At 64.1% G+C, this 24,820-nt stretch carries 37 protein-coding genes, 1 tRNA gene and 1 pseudogene; 18 read left to right on the forward strand and 21 right to left on the reverse strand.

What is annotated here, in order from left to right:
* The 18 genes and pseudogenes from K3M67_RS04800 to K3M67_RS04885 form a co-directional block, all read right to left on the reverse strand.
* A complete protein-coding gene (locus K3M67_RS04800; protein ID WP_285832433.1) occupies positions 1 to 423 on the reverse strand; it encodes a Bbp16 family capsid cement protein in 423 nt (140 codons plus the stop codon).
* A 28-nt stretch (positions 424 to 451) separates the two neighbouring features.
* Positions 452 to 1,468 (reverse strand): major capsid protein, encoded by a 1,017-nt coding sequence (locus tag K3M67_RS04805; protein ID WP_285832434.1) that lies wholly within the window; start codon positions 1,466 to 1,468, stop codon positions 452 to 454.
* Between the two features lie 3 nt (positions 1,469 to 1,471).
* Entirely contained in the window at positions 1,472 to 2,092 is a 621-nt protein-coding gene (locus tag K3M67_RS04810; RefSeq protein ID WP_285832435.1) for a hypothetical protein, read from the reverse strand.
* Positions 2,093 to 2,261: 169 nt separating this feature from the next.
* Positions 2,262 to 2,573: a hypothetical protein gene (locus K3M67_RS04815; RefSeq protein WP_285832436.1), complete on the reverse strand. Its 312-nt coding sequence runs from the start codon at positions 2,571 to 2,573 to the stop codon at positions 2,262 to 2,264.
* Positions 2,570 to 4,198, reverse strand: a complete 1,629-nt coding sequence (locus tag K3M67_RS04820; protein ID WP_285832437.1) for a portal protein — start codon at positions 4,196 to 4,198, stop codon at positions 2,570 to 2,572. Before K3M67_RS04820 ends, K3M67_RS04815 begins: the two co-directional genes overlap by 4 nt.
* Positions 4,199 to 4,248: 50 nt before the next feature.
* Positions 4,249 to 4,437, reverse strand: a complete 189-nt coding sequence (locus tag K3M67_RS04825) for a hypothetical protein (RefSeq protein ID WP_285832438.1) — start codon at positions 4,435 to 4,437, stop codon at positions 4,249 to 4,251.
* A gap of 59 nt (positions 4,438 to 4,496) precedes the next feature.
* Positions 4,497 to 6,038, reverse strand: coding sequence for a terminase (locus tag K3M67_RS04830; protein ID WP_285832439.1), 1,542 nt, complete (start codon positions 6,036 to 6,038; stop codon positions 4,497 to 4,499).
* 9 nt (positions 6,039 to 6,047) lie between these two features.
* Positions 6,048 to 6,365 (reverse strand): hypothetical protein, encoded by a 318-nt coding sequence (locus tag K3M67_RS04835; RefSeq protein WP_285832440.1) that lies wholly within the window; start codon positions 6,363 to 6,365, stop codon positions 6,048 to 6,050.
* Positions 6,362 to 7,072, reverse strand: a complete 711-nt coding sequence (locus tag K3M67_RS04840; protein WP_285832441.1) for a terminase small subunit — start codon at positions 7,070 to 7,072, stop codon at positions 6,362 to 6,364. Before K3M67_RS04840 ends, K3M67_RS04835 begins: the two co-directional genes overlap by 4 nt.
* Positions 7,069 to 7,506, reverse strand: a complete 438-nt coding sequence (locus tag K3M67_RS04845; RefSeq protein ID WP_285832442.1) for a hypothetical protein — start codon at positions 7,504 to 7,506, stop codon at positions 7,069 to 7,071. Before K3M67_RS04845 ends, K3M67_RS04840 begins: the two co-directional genes overlap by 4 nt.
* Before the next feature lie 12 nt (positions 7,507 to 7,518).
* Positions 7,519 to 8,577 (reverse strand): DnaA N-terminal domain-containing protein, encoded by a 1,059-nt coding sequence (locus K3M67_RS04850; protein ID WP_285832443.1) that lies wholly within the window; start codon positions 8,575 to 8,577, stop codon positions 7,519 to 7,521.
* The gene (locus K3M67_RS04855) at positions 8,574 to 8,924 is read right to left on the reverse strand and encodes a hypothetical protein (RefSeq protein WP_285832444.1); all 351 of its coding nucleotides are present in this window, start codon (positions 8,922 to 8,924) and stop codon (positions 8,574 to 8,576) included. Before K3M67_RS04855 ends, K3M67_RS04850 begins: the two co-directional genes overlap by 4 nt.
* 54 nt (positions 8,925 to 8,978) lie before the next feature.
* Positions 8,979 to 9,458 carry a Gp49 family protein gene (locus tag K3M67_RS04860; RefSeq protein ID WP_285832445.1) on the reverse strand — a complete coding sequence of 160 codons (480 nt, stop codon included), beginning with the start codon at positions 9,456 to 9,458 and terminating at the stop codon, positions 8,979 to 8,981.
* Positions 9,459 to 9,524: 66 nt separating this feature from the next.
* Complete coding sequence (locus tag K3M67_RS04865; RefSeq protein WP_285832446.1) at positions 9,525 to 10,232, reverse strand: DNA-methyltransferase; 708 nt, start codon at positions 10,230 to 10,232, stop codon at positions 9,525 to 9,527.
* Complete coding sequence (locus K3M67_RS04870; RefSeq protein ID WP_285832447.1) at positions 10,232 to 10,648, reverse strand: cupin domain-containing protein; 417 nt, start codon at positions 10,646 to 10,648, stop codon at positions 10,232 to 10,234. The genes K3M67_RS04865 and K3M67_RS04870 overlap by 1 nt, the downstream gene beginning before the upstream one ends.
* A 53-nt stretch (positions 10,649 to 10,701) precedes the next feature.
* On the reverse strand, positions 10,702 to 11,016 hold the full coding sequence (locus tag K3M67_RS04875; protein WP_353051173.1) for a DNA translocase FtsK: 315 nt from the start codon (positions 11,014 to 11,016) through the stop codon (positions 10,702 to 10,704).
* Positions 11,011 to 11,250, reverse strand: a pseudogene (locus tag K3M67_RS04880) (DUF2312 domain-containing protein); the annotation flags it as partial. The gene K3M67_RS04875 and the pseudogene K3M67_RS04880, both read right to left, overlap by 6 nt.
* A 99-nt stretch (positions 11,251 to 11,349) precedes the next feature.
* On the reverse strand, positions 11,350 to 11,571 hold the full coding sequence (locus tag K3M67_RS04885) for a helix-turn-helix domain-containing protein (RefSeq protein ID WP_285832448.1): 222 nt from the start codon (positions 11,569 to 11,571) through the stop codon (positions 11,350 to 11,352).
* Between the two features lie 47 nt (positions 11,572 to 11,618).
* Between K3M67_RS04885 and K3M67_RS04890 the strand changes: the two genes are divergently transcribed.
* The 13 genes from K3M67_RS04890 to K3M67_RS04950 all read left to right on the forward strand — a co-directional run bounded on the left by K3M67_RS04890 (position 11,619) and on the right by K3M67_RS04950 (position 17,426).
* Positions 11,619 to 12,131, forward strand: a complete 513-nt coding sequence (locus K3M67_RS04890) for a helix-turn-helix transcriptional regulator (protein WP_285832449.1) — start codon at positions 11,619 to 11,621, stop codon at positions 12,129 to 12,131.
* Positions 12,132 to 12,379: 248 nt separating this feature from the next.
* The gene (locus K3M67_RS04895) at positions 12,380 to 12,805 is read left to right on the forward strand and encodes a hypothetical protein (protein ID WP_285832450.1); all 426 of its coding nucleotides are present in this window, start codon (positions 12,380 to 12,382) and stop codon (positions 12,803 to 12,805) included.
* On the forward strand, positions 12,796 to 13,026 hold the full coding sequence (locus K3M67_RS04900; RefSeq protein WP_285832451.1) for a hypothetical protein: 231 nt from the start codon (positions 12,796 to 12,798) through the stop codon (positions 13,024 to 13,026). Before K3M67_RS04895 ends, K3M67_RS04900 begins: the two co-directional genes overlap by 10 nt.
* Positions 13,019 to 13,147: a hypothetical protein gene (locus K3M67_RS04905; RefSeq protein ID WP_285832452.1), complete on the forward strand. Its 129-nt coding sequence runs from the start codon at positions 13,019 to 13,021 to the stop codon at positions 13,145 to 13,147. Before K3M67_RS04900 ends, K3M67_RS04905 begins: the two co-directional genes overlap by 8 nt.
* Positions 13,148 to 13,247: 100 nt before the next feature.
* On the forward strand, positions 13,248 to 13,580 hold the full coding sequence (locus K3M67_RS04910) for a hypothetical protein (RefSeq protein ID WP_285832453.1): 333 nt from the start codon (positions 13,248 to 13,250) through the stop codon (positions 13,578 to 13,580).
* Positions 13,581 to 13,749: 169 nt separating this feature from the next.
* A complete protein-coding gene (locus K3M67_RS04915) occupies positions 13,750 to 14,193 on the forward strand; it encodes a hypothetical protein (RefSeq protein WP_285832454.1) in 444 nt (147 codons plus the stop codon).
* Positions 14,186 to 14,479: a MarR family transcriptional regulator gene (locus K3M67_RS04920; protein ID WP_285832455.1), complete on the forward strand. Its 294-nt coding sequence runs from the start codon at positions 14,186 to 14,188 to the stop codon at positions 14,477 to 14,479. Before K3M67_RS04915 ends, K3M67_RS04920 begins: the two co-directional genes overlap by 8 nt.
* The gene (locus tag K3M67_RS04925; RefSeq protein ID WP_285832456.1) at positions 14,479 to 14,775 is read left to right on the forward strand and encodes a hypothetical protein; all 297 of its coding nucleotides are present in this window, start codon (positions 14,479 to 14,481) and stop codon (positions 14,773 to 14,775) included. The genes K3M67_RS04920 and K3M67_RS04925 overlap by 1 nt, the downstream gene beginning before the upstream one ends.
* Entirely contained in the window at positions 14,772 to 15,014 is a 243-nt protein-coding gene (locus tag K3M67_RS04930) for a hypothetical protein (protein WP_285832457.1), read from the forward strand. Before K3M67_RS04925 ends, K3M67_RS04930 begins: the two co-directional genes overlap by 4 nt.
* Complete coding sequence (locus tag K3M67_RS04935; protein ID WP_285832458.1) at positions 15,004 to 15,402, forward strand: hypothetical protein; 399 nt, start codon at positions 15,004 to 15,006, stop codon at positions 15,400 to 15,402. Before K3M67_RS04930 ends, K3M67_RS04935 begins: the two co-directional genes overlap by 11 nt.
* Positions 15,399 to 15,794 carry a hypothetical protein gene (locus tag K3M67_RS04940; protein ID WP_285832459.1) on the forward strand — a complete coding sequence of 132 codons (396 nt, stop codon included), beginning with the start codon at positions 15,399 to 15,401 and terminating at the stop codon, positions 15,792 to 15,794. The genes K3M67_RS04935 and K3M67_RS04940 overlap by 4 nt, the downstream gene beginning before the upstream one ends.
* Entirely contained in the window at positions 15,791 to 15,964 is a 174-nt protein-coding gene (locus K3M67_RS04945) for a hypothetical protein (RefSeq protein ID WP_285832460.1), read from the forward strand. Before K3M67_RS04940 ends, K3M67_RS04945 begins: the two co-directional genes overlap by 4 nt.
* A gap of 151 nt (positions 15,965 to 16,115) precedes the next feature.
* Positions 16,116 to 17,426: a hypothetical protein gene (locus K3M67_RS04950; RefSeq protein ID WP_285832461.1), complete on the forward strand. Its 1,311-nt coding sequence runs from the start codon at positions 16,116 to 16,118 to the stop codon at positions 17,424 to 17,426.
* 6 nt (positions 17,427 to 17,432) lie between these two features.
* On the opposite strand, the gene K3M67_RS04955 is transcribed toward K3M67_RS04950, so the two are convergent.
* Positions 17,433 to 17,509, reverse strand: a tRNA-Pro gene (locus tag K3M67_RS04955).
* A gap of 104 nt (positions 17,510 to 17,613) precedes the next feature.
* Positions 17,614 to 17,913 carry a JAB domain-containing protein gene (locus K3M67_RS04960; protein ID WP_066855716.1) on the reverse strand — a complete coding sequence of 100 codons (300 nt, stop codon included), beginning with the start codon at positions 17,911 to 17,913 and terminating at the stop codon, positions 17,614 to 17,616.
* Positions 17,914 to 18,083: 170 nt separating this feature from the next.
* On the opposite strand from K3M67_RS04960, the gene thyA reads away from it, so the two are divergent.
* The 4 genes from thyA to K3M67_RS04980 all read left to right on the forward strand — a co-directional run bounded on the left by thyA (position 18,084) and on the right by K3M67_RS04980 (position 22,981).
* The gene (thyA, locus tag K3M67_RS04965) at positions 18,084 to 19,022 is read left to right on the forward strand and encodes a thymidylate synthase (protein ID WP_285832891.1); all 939 of its coding nucleotides are present in this window, start codon (positions 18,084 to 18,086) and stop codon (positions 19,020 to 19,022) included.
* Between the two features lie 120 nt (positions 19,023 to 19,142).
* Complete coding sequence (locus K3M67_RS04970) at positions 19,143 to 20,438, forward strand: 3-methyl-2-oxobutanoate dehydrogenase (2-methylpropanoyl-transferring) subunit alpha (protein ID WP_285832462.1); 1,296 nt, start codon at positions 19,143 to 19,145, stop codon at positions 20,436 to 20,438.
* A 210-nt stretch (positions 20,439 to 20,648) separates the two neighbouring features.
* Positions 20,649 to 21,653, forward strand: a complete 1,005-nt coding sequence (locus tag K3M67_RS04975) for an alpha-ketoacid dehydrogenase subunit beta (protein ID WP_285832892.1) — start codon at positions 20,649 to 20,651, stop codon at positions 21,651 to 21,653.
* Between the two features lie 5 nt (positions 21,654 to 21,658).
* Positions 21,659 to 22,981, forward strand: a complete 1,323-nt coding sequence (locus K3M67_RS04980; RefSeq protein WP_285832463.1) for a dihydrolipoamide acetyltransferase family protein — start codon at positions 21,659 to 21,661, stop codon at positions 22,979 to 22,981.
* A 43-nt stretch (positions 22,982 to 23,024) separates the two neighbouring features.
* Here the strand turns inward: K3M67_RS04980 and K3M67_RS04985 are convergent, their stop codons facing one another.
* On the reverse strand, positions 23,025 to 23,507 hold the full coding sequence (locus K3M67_RS04985; protein ID WP_285832464.1) for a hypothetical protein: 483 nt from the start codon (positions 23,505 to 23,507) through the stop codon (positions 23,025 to 23,027).
* Between the two features lie 182 nt (positions 23,508 to 23,689).
* On the opposite strand from K3M67_RS04985, the gene K3M67_RS04990 reads away from it, so the two are divergent.
* Positions 23,690 to 24,820, forward strand: coding sequence for an AI-2E family transporter (locus tag K3M67_RS04990; RefSeq protein WP_443018149.1), 1,131 nt, complete (start codon positions 23,690 to 23,692; stop codon positions 24,818 to 24,820).

A 24,820-nucleotide genomic window follows, 5' to 3' on the forward strand; every position in this document is an offset into this window, starting at 1 on the left:
TTAACGGCCCGTCCAGGCGGGCAGATTGTTGGCATAGTCGGTGCCCGCAACCAGGTGCGCCGACACCGCGCCAGCCGTGTGGGTGCCGACATTGACGTACTGGACGCCAATGTAGCGCTTGGTCGTGTCCGGCATGGCCATGTCCCAGACCGGCTGGCCGGCGACTAGCGCGGCTTCTGCGCGAGTGGGTCCGGTTGCCAGCACCGTGGGCGACGACAGGTCGGCGTTGTCGCTCTCGATGATCTGGGGCTGCACGCTGGTACCGCCGGCGAAGGTCACATCGACGTTGATGTACATGCGCAGGCCGAGATTACGGCCCAGATTGCGCTTGGACACCAGGAGGTCGATACTGTTGGTGGAGACCTGCGTCCCCGTGGTGAGCGCCTGCGCGTTGGACAGGCGGAGCTGTGCGTCCTTATACATGGTCGTTCTTTCCTTTCCTGTCCGGCGCTTAGACGACGCGCGATTCATTGACCTTCAGCGCGTCGGTGCGGCGCACCGGCACTTCGCCGAAGTTCATGACCTTCTTGCCACCGGCTTCATCCCACGACAGGAACGTGCCCTTCGTGTTGTTCATCTGGCGGCGAAGCATGGCGGAGAGCTCGCGAGGTACGTAAAACGCCGCGCGGACGCCCTCCAGGCTTTCGATCATCTCGACCATCTGGGTCATGATGTCCTCGATGTCGGCGCCGGTGGCCTTGTTCTTGACCAGCGTGTCGATATCGATGTTCGCGGCGCGCACGACATAGCGCCAGTCCTTGACCATGAGACCCGTGCGCCAGATCCAGTGGTCCATGTAACCCTGATACGGGTTACCAGCCGCGTCGCGCAGCACCATCGTATCGGTGCCGGCGCCGGGCGTGGTCACGTCCTCATGCTGCAGGCCGCCAATGGTGCCCTTGGGATAGATCCCGGTGACCGTGTCGTGGCTCCAGCCGATCAGATAGATCGAGCGAAGCTTCGTGCCCGTCCCCGCGCAGTCTAGAATCTGCCCGGCCTTCTGGTCGTTTGCGGCGTTCAGCGTGCTGAAGCGGTTGGCAAAGCCCGTAAAGCCATCGCCGGCGGCGGTGTTGCCGTACATCAGGGTGCGGGCCATCTTGTTGCCGTTGCCCTGAATGTGCGCGCGGCCTTCCTTGAGCCGGTAACCGTCGACATTGCCCGACAGCTTGGCGATTTCAGCGTCGACCTGGCTATAGTCTTCGAGCACTGCGCAGGTCTCTTCGATCGGCGTGGTGCCGCTCTTCGTGATCGGCACACCGGCATTCAGCGAGCGCCAGCTACCTTCGGGCAGCGAGGTGCGCACGCTGTCCTTGTGGCCCGTGACCAGATTGCCTTCCATCCAGGTCATGTCTTCCAGGATGGGGTTCGTCTGCTTGAGAACTTCGGCGATCTCCAGCTGCGACCCATCGGGGGCAAGCTGGTTGACGACGTCGATCAGCGTCGGAACGTTCGATGCGAGAACAGCCATATATTATCCTTTCCGGCCGTAGAATTTCTCTTCGGTGGTCAAGGCACGGCCGCCCCCATTCCCCGGATCTGCTTTGGCTTCGCCCAGCTCACGCCCGATGCGCGACAGCATGCGCATCATCTGGGGGTGATTGCCGAGGCCGGATTCGTTGAGGAAGGTGCGGAACTGCTGACCTTCCTTGTCATTGGGCAGGAAGCGGCCGATCGTGCGGGCCGCGAGCGCCTTGCTCTCGTTGAGCCGCGCGCCGCCGACTTCCGCGTCCGCCAGCGTCTCCTTCGCCCAGTCGGCGATAAGCTGCTGGCCGGCTTCGGCGGCCTGCGCTTCAGCGCGCTGCTGCAGCACCGGCATGACCTTTTCAGCATAGCCGCCGATAATCTTGTTGGCCGCGTCCTGGCTCAGATCCATATCGCGCAGCACCGGCTCGATGGCGTCGAATGCTTCCTGGTCAAAGGTCATGCCCTCGCCGAGGTCGAACTCGTACTTTTCAGGGGCACCGAGAAGGGAGGCGGCAGGATCTTCGCCCTTATCGCCTCCCTCTTCGGGAGACTTGGGATCACCTCCTTCCGGATCGGCAGCGGGATCAGGGTCTGCCTTGGGTTCGGGATCTGCGCCGAGCAGCGTCACGCCGTCACCGGCCAGCGCGGGATCGGACTGGCCAGCCGGGCCTGCGGCAGGATCGGCTGCGGGGGGATCACCTGCCGCGCCGCCGCCTGTACCAGCATCATGATCAGGCGCACGCAAGAAGCGGCCGACGCGCCGTTCCATGGGCGTCATCGCCGTGCGGGCGAGGAGGTTAATCCTCCGACTGATCTTCATATCGATTCCGACGTTCACTGCGCTTCTCCTTGGGGGCAAGAGCCTCGGATATGGCGAGGTTGAGCGCGGCAAGCGGCTGTGCGCTCCCCGTCGCATGCGGCAATGCCGCTTCGACCCATCCGAGAATTTCCAACCCCAAGGCGCGCCGACCTTCCAATCGAAGGGATGTGTCGTCCTTGGTGGCTGGGATGGCGATACCGGCGCTCTCGACGATCCTGAAAAGAAATCGACGAAAAGCCCGAACTTCTACCAGGTCGCGCAATTCCTGCTCTTCGATCACCTTGCTCATTGCTGGCCGATCTCATTGAGCAGGGCAGCGGCCTCGACGCCGGCCTTTGCCGGCTGGGCCATCGCTGCCATGCGTTCCTGCTGTTGCTGTTGCTGCCGATTGGCGCGGATCTGGTCGACCACCGACTGGTCACGCATGCCCACGGCAGGCGCCGCACTGCGCTCCCAGTGATCGCGGACCAACGCGTCACCGTCGACCAGGTCGATCGCGTCGGGCTGGAACTGGGAAACAGCCCCCACAAAGGCCAGGCTGCGCTCCGTCTGGCCGGCTCCCATCATCTTCTGCGCCTGCGCCAGGACCGAGATAAACTCGATATCGAGCTCTTCATCTTCCAGCTCTTCAGGTGGCGGGGGGAACAGGCCGCCGCGCACCGCGATTCCGAAGGCGCGCTCGACCGCGACCTTGAGCATGTCGACATTGATGCTCTCGATCACCGGTCCGAGCTGCGTCATCTTCTCGTCGTTGCGCAGCTGGGTTTCGAGGTCATTGAGCGGCTGGACACCGTCGCGCTCCGTGATGGCCATGAACAGGTCGGCATAGGTCGCCTCGCTGATCGCCCGGCGGCATTCCTGCACATCCTGCCCAACGAGGTTGATCGCCTGATAGGGCGCTTCATAAACGACCTCGACCTTTCCGGCGTCGACGCTCGCAAGCGCCGTGTGCTGCCCCGGCCGCATCCTGAAGTCGCGCGGGCCCTGCGTTGGGGGCTTCACGACCATGTCGGTCACTTCGCCCTTGCGCTTGGACTGGGCCTGCAACTCGCGCATGTCGGGCAGGGCGTCGCGACCGGGGCCAGTCGCCCACACGTCGGTGCCATCGACAGCCCAGCGCGCGACCCAGAAGGGTTGCTCGATATAACCCCGGTTCTCCAGGAGGCGGCGCTTGTCGGTGTCGCACTCCATCCACTTGACCGAGCGCCACTTCATGCCGGCGGCGGCCCAGGCGCCTTCGCGATATTCGCTGTTGGGCTCGATCAGCTGATAGACGGTGAAGGTGGAGGTATAGCTGGAGCTGTTCCACGCCGATTGCACCGACGGATGGACGAGCGACCAGTCCATCGAGCCATCGAGCTGGCGGACATAGCCGTCGACCAGCTGCCGCGTCGTCATCTGCACCCAGCGGAGCAGCGTGTCGACCTTGCCCTTGCGGTTCACGTCGCAGGCAAATTCGCCGATCTTAAGGCCGATGCAGTTGATTCCGAACTCATCGTCATCGTCCATGATCGCCGCGGCATTGCCGAAGCGGCCGAGCTGTCCATAGTTGGAGCGGACGACGCGATAGAAATTCGACCCGGCGAAGATCATCGAGAGGATCGACACGCAAGTGCCGAACCAGACCTTTGTTGCCTGTGTCGCCGTGGACTGCCCGCCGCGATCGCGCTTCAGGGCAAAGTTGAACCAGGGGCGGTTGGGCGAACTGTTGCCGCTGTAGAGGCCGCTCTCGACATAGCGAAAGACGCGGATGGAATGGCCATCATAGAGCGGGCGCGACTTGGGGCGTCGGCGGCCTGCTTGATTGGAGATCAGCCCGTCGGTGATCGGATAGCCGGAGTAGAGGGCGATCTCATGCCATTCGGCCTTCTCGCAATCGACCAGCGCCAGCATCGTGGCGGCGCGGGCCTTCACGTGATCCTTGAGCGTGAGCTCCTTTTGAGGGTTCAAGCTCAGCGTGGCCATTACGCGCCGAGGACGGTCGTGGTGGTCGACGGCGCGGCGGCGGTGGATGCGCTATTACCGGTCAGGATCAGGGACGAGAAGCCGCGCCGTCGGCGGGCGTCATCGTTGGAGCGGCTGGCCGCGTCGGTTTCCGGCATCTGCGCAGCCTGGCGCTCCGGGACGGTCGTGGCTTTCGGGGCTTTGGGCATGCACATGGCCAATCAGATACGCTGCTGCCCGTGCCGCTAGAATGTGCTGGTGGTAGAAGTCAGGCGTATCGATCGTCAGCAAATCCATCATCGCCGGCGTAGCGATCACCGTTCTGTGCAAACCCATAATTGGCGGGATTAAGCGAAGCAGGCAGGGCGCGCGGCGCGACCGGCTCGGCGAAGGTGCACGCGAGGGCGTCGCCATTGTCAGGCGATGCGACCCCGCGCGCCTTCATATGCTCCTTCTTTTCAAGCGCGATGCGCTGGTCGGCGTCATAGCCATATTCCGGCCCGATGAGATCGTCCTCGATCGCCTGGTCATCAGGGATCGCGCCATGCTCAAGCCAGGCGCGCATGGACGTCCAGATCTCGGATCGCTTGTTGGCGGTGCGAACGCGCACATTGGCCGACCATGTCGCGTCGCGGCCCTTGCCGCCGAAGGCGACCTCGACGACGAGCGTGTCCGGCAGCAGCTGACGCAGCCGATCGACCACGCCGGCACCCATGGCACCGATGTCGACCATAATCGCGTCGGGATGCCATTTCATCGCCTCGATCGCGATGTCGCCGGCCAGCGTCATCGTGTCCACCTTGTTCCAGCGCTTCCACGGCCGCGAGCGAGCGTCACGGCCCTGGCGGATGGCAAGCACGCTGCTGTCATCGCCGAAGCGAGCGCAGTCGACGCCGAAGATGACGGGATCTGTGCGCAGGACGACGGGCGAGCGCGCGCGCGCCGCCTCAACGAGGTCAGCGCCTATGAACTGCATGGAGGATGCCGACGGGAACATGCCACGAACGCGGACCTTTACGATGTCGCTGTCCACGCCATAGGTGTCGACCAGTTCCTGAAGATAGGCCTTGTTGGTGCCTTCTACCGTCCTGCTGTCGATCTGCTTCGTCTTCCACCGGTTGCGCAGCTTGCCGAAGCATTGGCGGAACCAGCCGGTATTTTTGGTGGGATTGCCGAATGCGATCCAGATAATCTCGGTGTCAGCGTCGGTCAGCGCGCCGAGCGTCACCTCCCACACCTTGTCATCGATGCCGGACGCTTCGTCATAGATAATGACGATGCGCTTGCCCTCGTTATGGAGGCCGGCGAACGCTTCAGTATTCTCTTTCGACCAGGTGACCGCATCGAGCCGCCAGCTCTTCTCGTGCCCCGGCACGGTCGAGGCGAGGGCGGACGCGGTTATCTTGAACCAGGTGGCAGTGATCGCCATGCGCGCCCACTTCGCGACCTCCGGGATCGTCTTGGTGCGCAGCTGGGGTTCAGTGTTGGCGGTGATGACAACCTTGCAGTCGTCGCAGGTGTCGAGCGCCCACTTTGCGATCATGGAGATCAGCGCGGACTTGCCGATGCCATGTCCCGACGCGCGGGCGATCATAAGCGGCGTGAATCGGGTTTCAGGGTTCGATAGGTGCTCACCTATCTCTTCGAGCACTTCGCGCTGCCAGATGCGCGGGCCGGGATGCTTTTCGAGAGCTGTGCCCTTTTCTCCCCACGGATAGGAGAAAAGGGCATGCCCTAGCGGATCGTGCGTGAAATCGCCGATCGCCTCCGCCAACAGCGCATCGTCACTGGTGCACGGGGCATTTTTCATCGATGTCCGTCAGTCGGCCTTTGCCAGGCGGTTGGGCGACTTGGCTTCCTGCGTCTGAACAGGCGAGCCAGTGCCCGTCCCTGCCCACGGCCGCCCCAGATCAGGCGAGATATTGTCGTCGATGAAGGATGGCGCCTCAGCGTCGCCGACATAGCCAAACACAGCTGCGTTATCGTCGCGGGCATAGACGGTGAACGGGCTGGTTCCCATCGACCAGGCGATCGCGTTGGCGGCCCCTTTAATCGATAGGTCATTGATGCGCCAATCGGTGCCCACGACAGTACCGTTGGCGTCCACGACAATGTAGGATCGACCAATCACGCTCATTGCTCATTTCCTTTCATGAACTTCGCTCGACGCGCGGCGATCAGCGCAGCGATGTTCTCGCCGGCATCGACCTCGATCTTCTCTTTGAACATGCCCAGATGCTTAGCGACATTCTCCAGGGCCTTGTCCTGATCCTTCATCCTGATCTTGAGCCCTTCGCGCGTGATCTCGACGCCCGCATAAAGGATCCGCGCACGGCCGCGCAGATACCTGGTGTCATGAGCGAACACGTCTTCGCGGCCCTCGCCCCAACATTGCGGACAATCACTGTGTGGCGTCAGCGTCTTGTTGAAGCCATAGCCGCCATCATCGGTCGGAAAGGTGCGCGGGTCCGCATTTTCCACCATGGCGGCCGCCTTGAGCGCCGCGTTGAACTCGTCCGCGTCGATCCACTGATAGGCAAAGTCGATGCCGTAGCAGTGCCGGCAACAGATGCGACGCAGCTGGATCAGGTCGTTCGGCTCAGCCATGGCGATATCCCACCAGCGCTGCAGCACCATGTCGGCGGTGATCTCGGTGCGCGCGGAACGTTCGGACTGGGCGGCGGCGATCGCGGCGGCAACCTTAGGATGTCTGAGCAATTTGGACGCGCTGGCTTCGGCCGAGTTGCCGCGTGCCTTGTAGCCGGCGCGCCGGTAGGCGGCGGCCGCGTTGAGATCGACGATATATTCCTCGACGAACCTTGCCTGTTTGCCTGCGAGTTTCATGCAGCCTCGACGGACAGCGCGTCGCAGCGGGCGCGGAAGTCGGCATCATCGACATAGAGTCGGCGCGAAATGCGGTGGCCGTGCATGACTGTGGGATGGGCGCGGTTCATGGCACGGGCGATCTTGTGATAGGAATATTCCAGGCGCTTCGCCTCGTGAATGATGGCCATGCGAATGTCGCACAACCCGCGCGCGGTAGATGATCCCCGGATTGCCGCCACCTTATCGCTGCTGCCATCGGCCGCGCGGAAGATCAGCCGGCAGATAACCAGCTCAGCATTCGCCACGACGGCCAGCAGCTCGGGCGAGGTGTACCGGGCAGACGTGACCGGCCAGTCCTGCTTGACCTTGCAGAAGCGCGACGCGCAGCGGCTGGCTTCGGTCAGGGTGACGCGCGCCTCGCACTGGCGGCAATATTGCTTACGTTCGACCATGTCGTCCCCCTGTCATGCTGCCGGTGTTTCATTGGCGAAGCGCAGTTCGGCGTCGGGGCCAAGCACCGCGTGCATCGCCTGCGCCAAGTCGTTGGCGAAATTGTCGCGCAAATAGTTGCTGGCGAAGCTGCTGACCGCCACGGCCGTCATCGTGCCGGCATCGATGTCCAGGCGGGACGGCGCGACCCAGCGGTCATATTGCTGGTCGCCGAGCTTCGCCTTGACCAGCGTGCGGATCTTCGCCGCCGCGCCGTTCTCGCGGCTGGTGTCGTGGGCCTTGGCTGGCAGGGCAGGGCGGGGTGTGGACGAGGGTGCGCTGTGCTGGACGCCGGAGCGGGCATCGCGCAGGATCTGCCCCGTCGATCGATTGATCCAGGTACACCAGGCTTTGTCCCAGTCGAGCTTGCTGGCGCGGCCGCTCGCCTCCGCAAGCCAGAAGTTCTGGAACGCCTCCGCCTCGGCCTCGTAGGCGCCGGTAGGCCATTGGCGGGCCTTGGCCTTGGCGGCTGGCGGGAGGTCGCTGAGCGCTGGCGGTTTCCAATCAGCTGGAATCCGACTTCCCCGATTTCGCTTCTCGGCAGGGTCTTTGGCCCCCTGGGGGGCTATAGGGGGTTTATTATTATCCTTATCAGATCCTTCCCATGACACAGCTGTGTCACCCTCCCCATGACAATCTGTCGCGGGGGAGGGCGTCAATCTGTCATGGGGGGGTGTCAATTTGTCACCCTCCCCCCCTGTCAAATTGTCATGGGGGGTATCGGCCTTTGCAGGCGGTTCCACATGGCTGACGCGGGGCGGCTTGTAGCCGGGGAATCTGAAGCTGTTCCAGCCCTGTCCGCCATCGCTGCGCACCGCGTCGGACTTCACGATGAAGCCCAGTTCCGCGAGCCGCTGGACATGGCGTTGCGCCGTGCGGACCGAGATTTCGACCTCGTCCGCCAGCCGGCGCATCGACACCTGGCACTCGTCGCCCTTGGGGTTCATCCAGTTAGCGATGCCCACCAGCACCGCCTTGGTGACGGGGTCACCGGTGCGCTGTTGGCGCGCCCAGTTCTCGGCCTCCCAGCTCATCCCGCGACAACCTCGATCACGACCTTGCCATATTGGCAGCGGTCGCCGAACAGCACGACAGGCTGGCCGAAGTGGCGATCGTCGATGCCAAGCGCCCAGGCAATACCGTCCTGATAGGCCTTGATGCTGCCGCCGGCGTTGTCCTTGTCGGGCAGTGGGCCAGACGGCTTGCAATGGAAGGTGACGACGAGGTGCAGGGACTGGCCTTCGGGCGCGCTGGCGCGCTCGGCCAGCGCGGCAGCGCGGGCCCAGCCCTTGTGCGTCTTGGCCGCCTTATGCTTGCGCATATGATGCCCGCGACCGTTGGGCCACAGGATCTTGGCAGGGAAGGGCAGTTCGATTTTCATAAGGCACCCGCTGATCTCAGCCTCGCCCCGGCGCATGGCCGGGGTCCGGTCAGATCAGCCCTCCAAACCGTCGATGAGGCGCTGCTGCAGCTGCTCGCGCAAGGCGAAGCCCATCAGCGGCCAGATCTGGCGAACCGCGTCCTCGTAAGCGAGCTTCTGGCCCAGCGCTTCGTCAAAGTTTGCGGCGCTGGCCGGCGCCGACTTGCCGATGATCGTGAAGCCGTTATCGAGCACAACCAGGCAGATCGTCAGAACATCGAGCGATGCGTGTTCCGGATGGCTGAACTTGCGGGCGAGATCGCCGGCATTGAAATAATATTCGCTCGCGATCTTCGCCTTGATGTCGGTCAGCGAGACGCGCGGGGCGGTCCGACCTTCAGCGCATTCCGCTTCGGTGGTTTCCAGAGACTTCGATTCCATGATGATCTCCTCAAAAATGTGCGTCGGTGACCACGATTTGCGGCAGTAGCCTTGCCCCCAGATCGAACCGCTTGGCCCCTGCCGGCTAGGAGTACGAACCAGCCGGCGGGACATCGTGGCCTTGTTTTCACCCGGGCCGACGCGGCGTCCGGGCTGCATGCCGAAAGGGGGTAACTGGAATCAGGGTGGCGCGTGGACGCGCTGCTCATGGGCCAGCCGCAGCCGTTCGACGGCGGTGGCGAAATGCTTGGGGTTGTGCTCGATCCCGATGAACGTCCGGCCGGCCTTCACCGCCGCGACGCCGGTGGAGCCGGTGCCCATGAACGGATCGCAGATGACCTTGCCGGCGACGTTGGTGATGATCTTGTCCATCACCGTGTCGGGCTTCACCGTGGCATGACCGTATTTCCCGCCGCGCCCGACCTGGCTGCGCACATGGCGCTTCTTCTCTGCAAGCGATCCCTGCGGATGATGGTCGCGGTTCCAGGCGTGGAAATAGATCTCGGCGTCGGCGACATAATGCTTGTTCGCCATCGGCATGGGGTTCGCCTTGATCCACATGCACAGCACCGACCTGCTGAAGCTGCCCTGTAGATAGGCCGACAGCGCAGGCACCTGATCATTGTGGCAGAACACGACGACGGAACCGCAGAGCAGGGAATTGATGATCGAATGGTCAAAGCCCTGATCCAGTCCCTCTTCGGCGATCTGGTCGGTATGGCCACGCTGTTCCCGGAAGCTGCCGCCGCCCGAGGTGTTGAACTCATAGGGCGGATCGGTGACGATCGCGTCCACCCAGCCGAGGCGGGGCAACAGCGCATAGGCATCGGCGAGATAGAGCGTGGCATGCTCCATCGTCACGACCGTGGGTGTGGTGACGTCGAGCATCAGCCGGCCACCTCTCCGCAACCACGACCGATCTGGCCAGTATCGCGGTCATCCACGAACTCCCGCCAATGAACCCAGCCGTTCGGGCAAGCAAAGCCCCACTCGCGAACGACAGGGCCGGTCATGAACAGAGAAATCGCCCGTTCGCCGGGGATCACCTCTAGGCGGTGCAGCGATTCTGCGGAACGTTGAACGACATCGCCAGCGCGACGGACGAATGCTCCCTCCGGCGTGTGTTCGATGTAGCTGCCAGCGATCACCAGACTGGTGTTGGCCCAGGGATGATCGTGCATCGCCCGGTCATCGTCGGAGTGCAGAATTTCGTGCAGATAGACATTGCAGGACTTGTTGCGCGGGATCACCCACCAGCGGCGCATGTAATTGTCACCGATGATGAAATCCGGCTCGCGCGCCATGATGAGGCTAGCCCACATGTGCATAGCTGCCATGTCTGCGTAGGGAAGTGCACTCATGCCGTCGCGATCGCGATCGCGGGCTGCCCGCCGGCCGAAATCAGCACGTCGCGCTTGCCGATATGGTTGGGCGGGCCCACCACGCCCTTGCGCTCCAGTTCCTCGATCAGCCGCTGCGCGCTGTTATAGCCGATGCGCATCTGACGCTGCAGCCAGGACGTGGACGCGTTCTGATGATCCACGACCAGGCTGAGCGCGGCGGTGAAGCGTTCCGCGTCGTCTGCCGTCGGGGCAGGGGCGGGCCTGCTCGGCTCTGGCCGGCCGTCATGGCCTTCATACATGTCCGGCTGGCGGCCGGGGCCGTCTTCCATGCCGAGCGCGGAGAGATAAGTCTCCAGCACCGCCTGCATTTCCTGGCGGTCGTGGGCCGGCATTTTGCGCAGTCGGATGATCTGGCGCATGATCTTGGCGTCGTAACCGGTCGCCTTGGCTTCCAGATAGACGTCCTTGATGTCGTCGCTGATCCCCTTCTTCTCTTCCTCCAGCCGCTCGATCCGCTCGATCAGAAGACGAAGCTGGTCCGCTGCGATGCTGCCCTCAGACATGTGGTCCCCGCTGTACAAAAATGGAACGATGGGTGAACAAAGAGTGATTATTCTCTGGACAGGGCCATGTATTGCACTGCAATATGCGCCCACGAATTATCAGGACGGACCTCCCGCCTCTTCGGTGCTGGCCAACTGTTCGCCATCTGAGGCGGGCGCGGTCGAAGCTTGAAGCGCTTGCATTGCAAGGATGGTGCGGCGGTCCGGGATGATTTCGCCCGTTTCGAAACGTGACACGCTCGACTGGGTCACTCCCAGTTTGACGGCAAGCTGGGCCTGGGTAAGGCCAAGGCTGTCACGGATGGCTTTAATCTCGCTCATAGTTAATCACTATGCGCATGCGGATATGACGTCAAATGCAATTATGCGTGAGCGGATTGGTGAATCATACCTCCTCCAATTATTTGGCGGGGATGACCGTGCTGTCTGAGAACATTAAAGCCCTGCGGCGCAAATTCGCGAACCAGACCGAGTTCGGCGAAAAGGTCGGCGTTGGGCAATCGACAGTCGTGCGCTGGGAAAAGGGGTCTGACCCGAAGCCGGAGAACCTTTTGGCGCTGGCCTCGATTGCCGACGTCACGATCGAGCAGCTGATCACCACGCCACTAGACGCGCTGGTGGCGATGGGTGACAAGGAGGGGCTTCCTAATGAAGCCGACTTCCAGCAGATGATCGCCGACGCATTGCAGGAAGTCCCGCCTGGAACGCCGCTCTCGGGCTATCCGCCAATTGTTGCTTCAAGCCTTCGTGACAGGCTAGCGCTCCTTCTAAAGCACGGCGGACCGTCAGACAGTTCGGCTGCAGCGACCGCTCCTGGCATAGGCGCTCTATCTCTCGCTCCCACCAAAGGAGGCGCGAAGGCAGGACCGCGCAACCCATAACGCATGGCGCGCACCCTTCAACGCATGCCGGCTGTGCAAGAATCATAACGGGATCCGACTCCATCGTTCTCTGTTCGTTCTCATCACATGATGCTGAACGTGTAGGAAACCAATTTCTTCCACCCATAATAACGGACCGTTTACGGCGACCTGAGACTGAGAAAATAAAAATGCGCATCCGCATATTTTGCGTTTGACGTTATCCGCATGCGCATATAGATATGGTTCCGTAATCAACGGGAGGCCATATGCTCGCTCTCATCACTGCCGCGACGCTTCGCGCCGGCTCCTTCCCCAAAGGCATCGAGGCTGACATTGCCTCCGTCGAGCTGGACTGGCTCACGCAATATCTGTGCGACGTCCACAGCGCGCATGCTGTGCAGGACTTCGAGGACGCCTGGCTGCGCCTTGAGCGGCTGGCTCATGCGCTGGGCATGCCGGACGGGCAGGAAGAGGGCGTCGTTGCCTGGGCGGAGGATTATCTGCGCCAGTTCGGCCGCCCGGTGCCGCGCGCTGCAGCCTTCACCGTCGGCACGCCCGAATATCGCAAGCGCCATATCTCCCAGATCTGGACCGCGAACCTCTGGCATGAGGTGGTCATGATCGCCGGCGGCGTCGTTGCCTTCGGCGTCCTGTTCTATGCCATCGCCCGGAATGTCGCGTCGTGGATGTAATCGGCTTCCCCGTCCAGCGTGTGCTGGGCACCGACGCGCCGGTGTCGCCCGGCCCGATCGCGGGCGATGTCCCGACCTTGCTGGCCCGCGCGCTCAATCGGCTGCTGACCGCCACTGTCGACGCCGACCTGGCTGACGGCATTGCCCCGTCGATCGGCGCGGCTGGCGCACGGGAACAGGCGCTTGAGGCGCTGGCAGCGTGGGAGGCGAGCCGTGGCTAAGCCCGTTCCCGTCCCGCTCCAGCCGCTCCCGCGTCAGGGCGCCGAGCATTGGGGTCGCGTCCATGTCGAGGGTGACCGGCGCAAGCCGCTGCCCCCGCCGACCACGCCCCGCAGGAATTAACGAACCCCCAAGGCCTCGGACGTCCGCCCCCAATGACGTCGCCTAACCCCCAGCGGCCGGCCTTCGAGGCGGGCCGGCCGCCAACAGGATCACAGGTCCGATGATCGATTTTGCGAATATCGCGCTGACACGGCTGATCCGCTTGCGCCGCCTGATGGCCGAGCCGGTGGTCGACGTGACGCCCGAGGTTGAGCAAGCGCCACCGTTCTTCATGGTGTGGCGGCCGAGCGGCAAGCCGCCGATGAAATGCCACACCGCGCGCGATGTCGCCGAGGGCGAAGCGGAGCGCGTGGCGCGCCTAAACCCCGGGCACGACGTGTTCGTCTTGGCACCCGCCACCCGCGTTCGCGCGCAAATGGTGGAGCGGGAGGATTTCGGCCAGGCGCATCCGCTCGGCTGTCTGTGCCCGACCTGCGATCAGATCCCGTTCTGATGCGCTCGCCTATCATCCTTATCCCGCGCATCAGCGTCGGGCCTTGGGGCGGCGGTTCGCTTAGCGATCCCGAGGCCGTCTATAATGAAGTGGTCGGCACATCGATCGCCTTCGAATGGCTTGGCCTCTTTTTGGAGATCTGCATTGGTCGAGTGAAGGGGCGCGGTCGATGAAGGGCGCGGACCAGTGCCCTCGCTGCGCGTCGCGTCGGACTGTCGATATCGATGCGCCGAGCCCGGGCGGGTTCTACGCGCGTGTCATTCGCGGTTGTCACAACTGCCAGACGATCTGGGAGCCGTTCGACCCGGCCGACACCATCGATCCCAAAGAGCGCTACGCCTCGTTTATCGAGCCCTGCAATAACTGCGCTTTCCGCCCGGGATCTCCGGAGCAGGGCGATACCGAGGAATGGAAGAAGACGATGGCCTCGCTGAAGGCTGGTGGTCAGTTCTTCTGCCACAAAGGCGTGCCGATCGATCCCCAGAACGACAACGGCTTTGCCTATCCCGCCGACGGCAAGGACACGGCGAGAATGCGCCTCTGTCGGGGCTTCATCAACATGTGGGCGCAGAACATGCTCAAGCAGAAAGAAGCGGAGACGGCCAATGGCTGACCTCATCGACCAGGCGCTGACCTTCGTACGGTCGCCCTCCTACATCGACCTGACCGCGCGCCAGCTCGCCATCATCGGCGTCGCCATGGACGCGCGCCAGCCGCTGCGCGTCAAGGAAATGGCGGCCGCGATCATGGTCGAGAAGCCCGTCATTACCCGTGCGCTCAATCGCATGGAGCGGGAAGGGCTGCTGGAGCGGCGCACGGGTGCGGATCGGCGCGACCGCTTCATCCACGTGACGGACGCCGGCCGGGCGTTCCGGGCTTCGATCGGAGGTGCGGCGTGATGAGCAAGCCATCCCTGCACGATATAGCCGCCATGCCTTTCCCTCAGAGCGAACAGGCGCTTGAGAAGCATTACGGCGTTAAGCCGAAGCGTATCTGGAACGAGGGTGAACTCCAGACTTTCACGGTTCGCATCGCCTATTCCTGGCGGTCGGCCGATACCGTCTATTACGACGTCGAGGCCGCGACGGAAGAGGAGGCGCTGAAGATCGCGGAGAACCGCTTCGACGAGGATGGTTCGATTGACGCCGATGATCCGGATATCGATGACGTCAGTGTCGAGGGAGCAGTCCAATGACCGACATCGCCCAGACCATCGCCGCCATCATCGACGGGCCCGCATGGGGCAACCGCGACGAGATGCACCTGACTGGCCGCAACGTGCTCCGCAACTCCGGCCGGATGCGCAAGCAGGACAAGAACCGGCGCGCCGCGTCGATGAAGAAGGCCGTGAAGATCCTGGAAGCGATGGCGAACCATTGCATCGAGGTGGCGCAGCTGGCCCTGCCGATCGAGGAGCCGACCGATGTGCAATGATGTCCGCGTCCGCCGCGACTGGATCGATGTCTGCCACGAATATCTGCAGGCCGACGGCAAATGGATGACGTCGAAGTGCGGGGAGCCCGGCTGGTGCCGCGACTGTAACCGCGATAGAGAGCGCCAGCCGCTGCCGTTCCTGGCCGACGCGTTCCAGCCGGGCGTCGATCCGGTCCACGCCGCGCGCATCGTGATCGCCGCGCATCTCTTCATCCCGGTCAAGCTGGCCGACGATGACGGGCTGATCCGCGCCACCGAGTTTCGCCGTCTGTGGATCGCCTTCCATCTCCAGATCCTGCGCGGCCTACCGATCGAGGATGCCGACGTCCTGGCGGCCGAGACGATCGGCGACCTGATTGCCCTTGTGTTGATGGAGGAGGCGGCATGACTGACATCATCCAGGAGTTGCGATCTCTGATCGCGAAGGCGACGCCGGGGCCGTGGGAGGTCGTAAAATATGGCGATGGCGATAGTCTCGTCATCCATGATGCACGGGGAGACTGGCGCGTTTGCTTCATGGCAACGCCCGGTAGCAACGGCGACATGTCCAGCATCAAGGCAAACGCTGATTTTATCGCCATGTCGCGCACCCATATCGAAGCCCTGCTGGATCGGTTGGAGGCGGCTGAGAGGGGAGTCGATTATCTCGACATGCGGAGACCGATCAAGGGCATCGAATGCCGATCGAACGAGGAAGTCTTTGCCATCATGGCGGATCGGATAAGGCTTGCAGAAGCAGGTCATTATCGGTTGCCCGCCATCCGGGAGGTGAAGCCGTGAGCGATCGCGACAGCATCGCCGACTTCATTGAGGCGCGCGCAAAGAAGCTGCGCGAGCAGGCTGACAGTGGCGTCGCGGGCTGGGCGCTCGCCAAGCACGATGCCGTGCTGTTCGACGCCCTGGCCAGCGATATCCGCAACGAGATGGATGTGAGGGAGGATCAGGCATGAGCGCCGCTCTCCCCGAGATCGCCGAGCGCATGCAGCGCGCCATCCTCAATGGACGAGGCATCCGCCTCGAAGCGAACGACCTCGATCTGCTTGTCGCGATCGGCGTCAACGACCTCGTCCAGACCGAAAACGCCAAATTGCTGAGAGAACAATGCCTGACCCGCACCATGAAGAGCCGCTCTATACCAGGGGGACAACCAACCTCGGGCGACCAAAATACTGGCTCGGATGGGACCGTCGGTCGGACGGCTCGCTCCGCTCCCCCCATCTCTACATCTTCTGGTACGACGTCGAGCGCCGACGCGTCCGGTCGCGATCGACGGGCACAGCGGATGTCGGGCAGGCCGAGGAAAAGCTCGACGCCCTCTACGTAGAGCGGGAACGCGGGCAACTCATCTGCGCGGCATGCGGCCAGCTCGTGGTCGGCGCGCCGCCGCATCCGCTGGTCGACGCCATGTCCAACTATCTGATCTCGGTGCGCAAGAAGCCGTCGCTCACCTCGATCAAGGCGCGGCTGGCGCATGTGTCCAATTATCTGATCGAGACCGAGCGGCTGGATACGACCTGCGACCAGGTCAACGAGGAGTGGATCGACGATTTCCGCGACTGGGCTTTCGAGGTGCCGGTCGTATCGACGGCGGGCAAGGTGCTGGGCGATCGCACCGCCGGCACTGTGGAAGGGTCGGTCCGCGCGCTGAGTGCCGCGATCAACCATGCCAACGGCCGCGGCGATACGCCCTATGCCGCCGCGTTCCAGGCGAAGAAGCCGGACGAGGTGAGCGAGACGCCGGCATATCGCGCCGACATTACCAAGCTCGCCGAGATGTTCAACTATTGCCTCCGGCCTCCGCGCGCCGCCGGCATGAGCGACAAGGCCTATGACCGCCAGCTTGCCTACCGGGAGGCACTGCTGCGCTTCCTGCGCGTGAGCGTCGCGACCTGGTGCCGGCCGGACGCCGCCTATGATGTGTCGACCGATCCCGAGCGCCGGCAGTGGTATCCCGATATCCGCGCCCTTGCGCTCAACCCGCGTGGCCGGCCGCAGACGAAGAAGTATCGCCCGGTCGTGCCGGTGGCTCACCAGCTGGTCGAGCACCTCAAGGCTGCGCCCATCGGCTTCTATGTCGGGCCGCTATCGATTCGCACGGCGTTCGAGGGGATGCAGGAGGAACTGCGCCTGCCGCGCGACGGCGAGACCGGGCAGAAGCTGATTCGCCGGTCGATCGCGAAGCTTGCGCGCAGTCGCCTGGGTGAGGCGCTTTGGGTGGAAGGGCAGATGATGCTGGGCCACCGGGTCCACTCGAAAACGTCCGACATCTATGCGGCGTTCGAGGCGGGTTACCTGACCAATGCCCTGGCTGTGACAGAGCAGATTATCGACGAGATTGAGGTGAAGGCTCCCGGCGCCTTTCGCCGGAGCATCACCGGACTTAAAATCATCCATGGAGGACGAAATGCTTAATAAATGTGGTCGGGGAAAGAGGATTCGAACCTCCGGCCCCTGCCTCCCGAAGACAGTGCTCTACCAGGCTGAGCTATTCCCCGACCGATGCCGAGACCGCTTTGTGGGCGGCCCCGTAAGGCAGGAGTGCGCCTATAGAGAGGGCTTTCCGGGCTGGCAAGCGGCAATGACGCTTTTTTTGCACAGGTCAGAGCAGGCCCGCGCCGCGGAAGCTGAAACGGGTGGGGCCGGCGCGGATGACATGGTCGGCGAGACGCAGGTCGAGCGGCCGGAGACTGCGGGCGAGCGCGCGGGTCAGGCGGATGTCGGTCGCGCGCGGCAGCGGCGTGTCATGCGGTGGACGCTGCTGGAGCACGGCGAGCCATTTGCCATCTTCGGCGAGGACATGCCGGACGAGCAAGCTCCAGTCCGCGCGCAATGGGAGGAGGCGGCGCGGCCGCCAGTCCTGATCGAGAATCGCGAGCATCAATCCGGCGTCGGCACCCATGGGCCGATCCTGCGCGACCCTCCGGCCGCCGGGGAGGGGCAAGCCCGTCCGTTCCGGTGCGAAGTGCGAGCTGATCGCTCCATTATGACGACGAGATTGGCGTCCCCCCACTGGCTGGGTTACAGCCGGGGCGACCAGACTCATTTCCGCAGGACTTTGCCTTGACCGACATGCCTTCCGTCGCCGCGCCCCATTATGAGCAGCAATATCTGGATCTGATGCGGCATGTCTGGCGCCATGGCGACGAGCGGGTGGACCGGACCGGTGTGGGTACCCGGTCCGTGCTGGGGGCGACGATGCGATTCTCGCTGGCGGACGATGCGGTGCCGCTGCTGACGACCAAGCGGGTCTACTGGAAGGTCGCGGCGCGCGAGATGCTGTGGTTCCTGAGCGGCGACACCAATATTCGCGACCTGGTGCGGCAGGGGGTGCATATCTGGACCGACTGGCCGCTCGACGCCTATCGCCGGGCGACGGGCGAGGCGATCGATCGCGATGCGTTCGAGGCGCGAATCATCGCGGACGAGGATTTTGCGCGGCAGTGGGGCGACCTTGGCCCGGTCTATGGCGCGCAATGGGTGAACTGGCCGCGCTACGAGCCGGCGGGCGATGGGCTCTATCGCCGGGCGGAGAAGGGGCACAACCAGATCGCCGACCTGGTCGAGGCGATTCGCACGACGCCGGGGTCGCGCCGCCTGCTCTTCACCGGATGGAATGTGGCCGAGGTGGCGCGGATGGCGTTGCCGCCCTGTCACATGACCTATCAGTTCCAGGTATCGAACGGGAAGCTCAACGGCCTGCTGTTCCAGCGCAGCTGCGACCTTGGATTGGGCTTTGCCTTCAATATCTTCGGCCTGTCGATGATCACCCGGATGCTGGCGCAGCAATGCGATCTGGAGCCGGGCGAGGTCGTCTGGCAGGGCGGCGACGTGCATCTCTACCTGAACCATGCCGGTCTGGTGGAGGAACAGATGGACCGGGTTCCGTCGGGCGCGCCGAAATTGCGGATCAATCGGCGGCCTTCGGGTATTTTCGATTATCGAATCGAGGATTTCGACGTGCTCGATTATGCGCCGCAGGCCCATATTTCAGCGCCGGTCGCCGTCTGATCCCGACAGCGACCCGGACAGCTGAAAAGGAAAATTGGGACAGGAAGGCTTGCCTTTTGCGGCGTTGAAATATAATATCTGCATCAAGCAATATTATTGCAATGCACCATAGGAGGCAGGATGAGCGATCCCGATGGAATCGCGGGCACTGAAGGGCAGGCGGGGCGCAACCTGCCGCGTCTGCGCCTGCATGTGCCCGAGCCGCCCGCGCGGCCCGGCGAGAGCGCGGACTTCACCCATTTCGAGATTCCGGCGGCCGGCGCGCAGCCGCGCCCGGACGAGGCGGCCCAGCCCGCCGACATGCGGGACATGGCCTATGGCCTGATCCGCGTGCTGGACGAGCAGGGGCAGGCGGTCGGCCCGTGGAACCCCAAGCTGCCACCCGAAACCCTGCTGAGGATGTTGCGCGCCATGGCGCTGACCCGCGCGTTCGATGCGCGGATGTTCCGGGCGCAGCGGCAGGGCAAGACCAGTTTCTACATGAAGTCGACCGGCGAGGAGGCGGTGTCGATCGGCGCGGCGCTGGCGCTGTCGCGCGACGACATGTGCTTTCCCAGCTATCGCCAGCAAGGCATATTGATCGCGCGCGACTGGCCCATCGTCGACATGATGAACCAGATTTATTCCAACAAGGGCGACAGGCTGAAGGGCCGCCAGCTGCCGATCATGTATTCGGCGCGGGAGGCGGGCTTCTTCTCCATCTCCGGCAACCTCACCACCCAATATCCGCAGGCGGTCGGCTGGGCGATGGCGAGCGCGGCGATGGGCGACACGCGCATCGCCGCGACCTGGTGCGGCGAGGGATCGACGGCGGAGGGCGACTTTCATTCGGCCTGCACCTTCGCCAGCGTCTATCGCGCGCCTGTTATCATGAATGTCGTTAATAATCAGTGGGCTATCAGTAGTTTTTCAGGTTTTGCTGGAGCCGAATCCACGACCTTCGCGGCGCGGGCGATCGGCTATGGCATTGCCGGCCTGCGGGTCGACGGCAATGACGTGCTGGCTGTCCATGCCGCGACGCGCTGGGCGGCCGACCGGGCGCGCTCCAACGCCGGGCCGACGCTGATCGAGCATTTCACCTATCGTGTCGAAGGGCACAGCACCTCCGACGATCCGACCGCCTATCGCTCGGCCGAGGAGAGCAGCCTCTGGCCGCTGGGCGATCCGATCGCGCGGCTGAAGCAGCATGTCATCGGCCTTGGCATCTGGGACGAGGAGCGCCACGCGGCGATGGACCGGGAACTGGCCGAAATGGTCCGCGACGCCGCGCGGGAGGCGGAGAAGAACGGCATATTGGGCCACGGCCTGCACCATCCGATGGAGAGCATGTTCGAGGATGTGTTCGAGGAGATGCCCTGGCACCTCAAGGAACAGCAGCAGCAGATGCTGGATGAATGGAAGGCGGCCGGGCTGTGAGGGGGTGGGACCATATCCTCTCCCCGACGGGGAGAGGATACCGGAGCTTGGCGGCGTGCCGCCCAGCGCTGGTTGGAGAGGGGGCGTCCAAGGCGCGCCGTTTCGCCAATCCCCCTCTCCAACTTCGCCTAGCCAGCAAGCTGGCAAGGCTCCGTATCCTCTCCCCCGCAGGGGCGCGGAAAGGATGGCGTCATGACTGATATGCAACAGATGACCATGATCCAGGCGATCAACAGCGCGCTGGACGTGATGATGGAGCGCGATCCCGACGTGGTCGTGATGGGCGAGGATGTGGGCTATTTCGGAGGCGTGTTCCGCGCGACCGCGGGCCTCCAGCAGAAATATGGCAAGAACCGGGTGTTCGACACGCCGATCACCGAATGCGGGATCATCGGCGTGGCGGTGGGCATGGGCGCCTACGGGCTGCGGCCGGTGCCGGAAATCCAGTTCGCCGACTATATCTATCCCGCGCTCGACCAGCTGGTGAGCGAGGCGGCGCGGCTGCGCTATCGGTCGGCGGGCGAGTTCATCGCGCCGATGACGGTGCGGTCCCCCTTCGGCGGCGGCATCTTCGGCGGGCAGACCCACAGCCAGTCGCCCGAGGGCATCTTCACCCATGTGTCGGGGGTCAAGACGGTGATCCCGTCCACGCCCTATGACGCCAAGGGGCTGTTGATCGCGGCTATCGAGGATAATGACCCAACCATCTTCTTCGAGCCGAAGCGCATCTATAACGGCCCGTTCGACGGCCATTATGACACGCCGGCCAAGAGCTGGGCCGGGCATCCGGACGCGCAGGTGCCGGCCGGCTATTATCGGGTGCCGCTGGGCCAGGCGCGGATCGCGCGGGCGGGCGAGGCGCTGACCATCCTCTGCTATGGCACGATGGTCCATGTAGTCGAGAATAGCGTAACCTCGCTGGGCGTGGACGCGGAGATCATCGACCTGCGCACGCTGGTGCCGCTCGACATCGGCGCGATCGAGGCGTCGGTGAAGAAGACCGGCCGCTGCCTGATCGTGCATGAAGCGACGCGGACCAGCGGTTTCGGCGCGGAACTGCTGTCGCTGGTGCAGGAGCGCTGCTTCTACCATCTGGAGGCGCCGATCGAGCGCGTCACCGGCTTCGACACGCCCTATCCGCACAGCCTGGAATGGGCCTATTTCCCCGGACCCGTTCGCATCCGCGAAGCCATCAACAAGATTTTGAGGGACTAACCGTCATGGCGCTGTTCACGTTCAAGCTGCCGGACATCGGCGAAGGCATTTCGGAAGCCGAGATCGTCGGCTGGCACGTCAAGGTCGGCGACCGGGTCGAGGAGGACCAGCCGATCGCCGACATGATGACCGACAAGGCGACGGTGGAGATGGAAAGCCCGGTGGCCGGCACGGTGGTGCGCCTGGCCGGCGAGGCAGGCGACCAGGTGCCGATCGGGTCGATGCTGGTGGAGATCGAGGTCGAGGATGCGGGCGATGGTACGCCTGATGTCGTTCCGCCGAGCGAAGCGGTCGTCGAGGCTGCAATGGCGAGAGATGGGGCGGTCGATACGCCGCCGGCAAAGCCCGTTCGCCCTGAGCTGGTCGAACGCCCGACCTTTTCTTCCGGGCAAGGCGCAAGAGAGGAAGGGACGAGCTTCGACAGGCTCAGCCCGAACGGGGTTGGGGAGGAGAGCGTGGACAAGGCCGAACCCATCCTCGCCTCCCCCGCCGTGCGTATGCGGGCGAAGGAACTGGGCGTCGACCTGGCGCAGGTGAGGCCGACTGGGGATCGCATCCGTCACGCGGACCTGGACGCGTATCTGCTCTATGGGTCCGGCCAGGGCTATCGTCCTGCCGGGCGCAGCGCGAAACGCGCGGACGAGGTGGTCAAGGTCATCGGGATGCGCCGGCGCATCGCGGAGAATATGGCGGCGTCCAAGCGGCATATTCCGCATTTCACCTATGTCGAGGAGATCGACGTCACCGCGCTGGAAGCGCTGCGCGAGCAGTTGAATGACGGGCGGGGGGACCGGCCCAAGCTGACCATGCTGCCGCTGCTGATCGTCGCCCTCTGCAAGGCGCTGCCCGACTTTCCCATGCTCAACGCCCGCTATGATGACGAGGCGGGCGTGGTGACGCGCCATGGTTCGGTGCATCTGGGGCTGGCGACGCAGACCGATGCGGGGCTGATGGTGCCGGTGATACGCGACGCGCAGGACCGCAATGTCTGGCAGCTTGCGAACGAGATCCGTCGCCTGGCGGACGCGGCGCGCAGCGGCAAGGCGAAGTCGGAGGAACTGAGCGGCTCCACCCTGACGCTGACGTCGCTTGGGCCTCTGGGCGGAATCGCCACGACGCCGGTCATCAACCGGCCGGAAGTGGCGATCATCGGTCCCAACCGGGTGATCGAGCGCCCGGTATTCAAGGGGAAGGAGATCGTCGCGGCGAAGCTGATGAACCTGTCGATCAGTTGCGACCATCGCGTGGTCGACGGCTGGGATGCGGCCAGCTTCGTCCAGGCGGTCAGGAAGCTGCTGGAAGCGCCCGCCTTCCTGTTCGTGGACTGACGCCGTCCTGCTTGAGGTCGTCCCGGACCAGCCTGGCTGCCGGTCAGCGGATGGTCGCGCGATAGCTCAGCCGTCCCGCATGGCCCGCCGGGGCGGGGGGGAGGGTCCAGCGGACATGGGTGATGTCCGCCGCGACGGCGCGGCGCGTGCCGCCGAGCGGCGTGGGTAGCCAGAGCTGGTCCAGCCGCCCCCAATGCACGCCGCCATCGACCGACAGTTGCATGGCCGGGTCGCTGAGGTCGAGTTCCACTCCTCGCGGCAGGGCGCGGGTGACGGCGGCGGCGCGCAGCGGCGCGCTGCCTTCGTTGCGCCAGTAGAGGAGGACGATCAGCTGGTCGCCCGGCGTCAGGCGGTTCGCGCTGGCGAGGATGCGGCGCGGGCGGCCGTTGAGATCGGTCGTGACGCGCTCGACGAACATCTGGGTGTCGAGCCGCAACGGCGGCTGCGCCATCGCCGGCATCGCCGCGCCGAGCAAGGCCAGCGCCCCCAGCCAAGCCTTCGGTCCCGCCAATGTCCCTGCCTTCATGGTCCGCCCCGTCGTCCGTTCCGCCCGCCCGCTTAACCCGCCAAGCCCCAAAATTTGGTTAAGCCGCTGTTTTCCTTCCGCGCGGGCGGATGGTTTGGAAATTGACGCGGGGCAGCGCGCGGCGCACATCCAATGTCGGCGAAGGGCGAGAGAATCAGGTGACACCGGCGGACCAGCAGGAAATGAATCGGCGGCGCGACCGCCTGCTCGCGTCGATCGCGCTGACATCGGGAATCGGCCTGATCCTGGCGTTGCCCTTTGCCCTGCGCGCGGGCGCGGAATTTTTCCTGCCGCTGGCCGCCGCGCTGGTGATCGCGATCGCGCTGGTGCCGCTGCTCGAATGGATGGAGCGGCGCGGCCTGCCTTCGGGGCTGGCGGCGCTGATCGCGATGGTCGGTTTCCTGCTGGTCGCCAATACCGCGCTGGTGCTGATCGTCGTGCCGGCGACCGACTGGTTCCGCATCCTGCCGGAGCGCCTGCCCAAGATACAGGCGAACCTTGCCCCGCTGATCGACTTTTACGCCAATCTCCAGCGCTTCGTCGACGAAACCGTGCAGATGCTGGCCACCGGCCCGGTCGCGGCGGCGCAGACGGCGGCAGTGGAGGCGCCCCGGTCGCTGCTGCAATTCGCCGCCACATCGGCCCCATCGGCGATCATCCAGATGGTGTTCGCGCTGCTCATTATCTATTTCTTCCTTGCCGGCTGGACCAAGCTGCGGCGACGGACCATCAACAGCCGGGGCAGTTTCGACGGCGCGATGGCGGTGGCGCGTGTGATCCAGAATGTGGTCGACGCGACATCGGCCTATGTCATCACCATCGCCACCATCAACCTGTGCCTGGGGCTGGCGGTCGCGGTGGCGCTGTGGGTGATCGGAATGCCGTCGCCCCTGATGTGGGGCGGCATCGTCGCCTTGCTGAACTTCGTCCCCTATTTCGGGCCGATGCTGGCGGCGGTGCTGCTGGCGCTGGGCGGGCTGATGGTGTTCGACGATGTGTGGATGGCGCTGCTGCCCGCGGCGTTGCAGGTGGGTTTCCACCTGGTGGAGGCCAATGTCGTCACGCCGCTGCTGCTGGGCCGGCGGCTGACGATGAATCCGCTGCTGATTCTCGTGTCGCTGACCTTCTGGGGCTGGGTGTGGGGGACGCCCGGCGCGTTGCTGGCGGTGCCGCTGCTCATCATCCTCCAGACGGTGGTATCGGCGGCGGGAACGCCCGACATTGCGGGATTCCTGTTCGAACAGGGAACGTTGACGGTTCCACGCCGGAAAGAAAATGACGAGAAAGAGGAAACTGACGTTGCGGACGGTTGA

The organism is Sphingobium sp. V4, assembly GCF_029590555.1.
GTDB lineage: Bacteria > Pseudomonadota > Alphaproteobacteria > Sphingomonadales > Sphingomonadaceae > Sphingobium.